This window comes from Streptosporangium sp. NPDC048886 (genome assembly GCF_055586905.1).
Window position 1 is genome coordinate 1 of the sequence record NZ_JBVJHH010000108.1, and the last position, 2,051, is coordinate 2,051.

General features: G+C 71.5%; 1 protein-coding gene and 2 pseudogenes. 1 reads left to right on the forward strand and 2 read right to left on the reverse strand.

Features of this window, described 5'->3' with window-relative positions; all coding sequences use genetic code 11:
* Positions 1 to 411 (reverse strand): annotated as a pseudogene (locus tag ACZ6R6_RS49250) (phospholipid carrier-dependent glycosyltransferase); the annotation flags it as partial.
* Positions 412 to 620: 209 nt separating this feature from the next.
* Positions 621 to 1,460, reverse strand: coding sequence for a 16S rRNA (cytidine(1402)-2'-O)-methyltransferase (gene rsmI, locus ACZ6R6_RS49255; RefSeq protein WP_470104461.1), 840 nt, complete (start codon positions 1,458 to 1,460; stop codon positions 621 to 623).
* A 129-nt stretch (positions 1,461 to 1,589) separates the two neighbouring features.
* Between rsmI and ACZ6R6_RS49260 the strand changes: the two are divergent.
* Positions 1,590 to 2,051, forward strand: a pseudogene (locus tag ACZ6R6_RS49260) (phospholipid carrier-dependent glycosyltransferase); the annotation flags it as partial.

A 2,051-nucleotide genomic window follows, 5' to 3' on the forward strand; every position in this document is an offset into this window, starting at 1 on the left:
GAGCGTGCCCACGAGGGCGGCGACGAAGCGCCAGCCGAACGGGGTCATGCCGAAGAGCTGCTCGCCGACGCCGATCATCCACTTGCCCAGCGGCGGATGGGCCACGTACAGCGGGCAGGGGTCGGCGTCGGGAGGGGTGCACCTGACCCAGATGTCGGTGTCGCCGGCGATGAGCATCCGGTCGGCGACCGGGTCCTCGATCGTGCCGAGCGAGGCCCGCTCCACGCCGTAGGTGATCAGCGCGAACGCGTGCTTGACGTAGTACGTCTCGTCGAACATGACCGCGTGCGGGCGCTCCAAGCCGGTGAAGCGCAGGACCGCCCCGAACGCGGTCACCAGCAGCGGGCCGAGCCAGCCCCACAGGGCGTCCCCCGGCATGGGCGGCGACAGCCGGTTCCGCGTTGATCCCATCTGCAGAATTATGGTGATAAATCATCTTTGGTGATGGAGCAACAGCGATCATTTCGCATTCCGCCGCCCTGAAACACCGTCGAACACCGTCGCGGAGCCCTCTCCGGAGCCGGTGGGACCGCCCTCGCGGGACCGGCCCTCGCGGGGCCGCTCTCGCAGCACCGCTCGCTGGATCGCCCTCAGGACCGCCCTCGCGGCCTCGGAGCGCGTCAGCCGCGGTGGACCGCGTCGTAGAGCTCCCGCTTGGGGATCCCGGCGGCCTTGGCGACGTCGACGATCGCCTGCTTCCTGGGCACCCCCGTCTCCTCGCGGCGGACGACCTCGGCGACCAGGTCCTCGATGACCGGCGGCAGGTCCTCCGGGACGTGCCCGGCGACGACCACGGTGATCTCCCCCTTGACGCCCTTGGCCGCCCACTCGGCCAGCTCTCCCAGGCCGCCCCGCCGTACTTCCTCGTAGGTCTTGGTGAGCTCCCGGCAGACCGCCGCGGGACGGTCGGCGCCGAACGCCTCGGCCATCGCCCCGAGCCCGGCCGCCAGCCGGTGCGGCGCCTCGAAGAACACCATCGTGCGCTCCTCCCGCGCCAGGCCCTCCAGCCTGCGGGCGCGCTCGCCGGGCTTGCGCGGCAGGAAGCCCTCGAAGCAGAAGCGGTCACTGGGCAGGCCGGAGACTGCCAGCGCGGTGGTGACCGCCGACGGGCCGGGCAGCGAGGTGACCGTGATCCCGGCCTCGACGGCCAGGCTGGTCAGGCGGTAGCCGGGGTCGGAGACGCCGGGCATGCCCGCGTCGGTGATGACCAGGACGGTCCGGCCCTCCTGGAGGGCCTGCAGGAGCTCGGCCGCCCGGCCGGCCTCGTTGGCGTCGTAGTAGGAGACGATCCTGCCCCGGATCTCCGCGCCCAGCTCGCCGGCCAGGCGGCGCAGGCGGCGGGTGTCTTCGGCCGCGACCACGTCGGCGGCCTCCAACGCCTCCCGCAGCCGGGGTGAGGCGTCACCCACCTGCCCGATCGGAGCCCCCGCCAGCACCAGCCTGCCGTTGTCCATCACCATGCCATCCTCCCCCATTCCCGATGAGATCCCATCCCAAGTGGGGTTTCAGCAGGGGGAGAAGTTCCCTAATTAGGCATGTAGGCGGTGTTTCCCGGGTTCCCCGGGTGGAGGGGCCCGTACGATGTCCGGGTGGCCGTGACCGACTTCACCAACCAGGCGCCCAAGCAGCCGGAGCCCCAGCCGGGCGGCGGATCGGCGGATTCCGTGCGCGACCGGCTGGTGCCCCCGATGCGCGGCGGCGCCCTGTGGGGCTGGCTCGGCCCGCTGCTGGTGGCCGCGTTCGGGGCGGTCCTGCGCTTCGTCGACCTGGGGCGCCCGCACGCGGTCATGTTCGACGAGACGTACTACGCCAAGGACGCGTGGGCGCTGATCAACTTCGGCGCCGAGCGGAACGCCGTCAAGGACGCCGACAAGCTCCTGATGCAGAACAGCACGGAGATCTGGCAGCAGTGCGCGCCGGCCGAGATCGACAAGTGCGCCTCCTACGTGGTCCATCCGCCGCTGGGCAAGTGGATGATCGGCGTCGGTGAGCAGCTCTTCGGCATGACCCCGTTCGGCTGGCGGTTCACCGGGGCCCTGATCGGCGTGGTG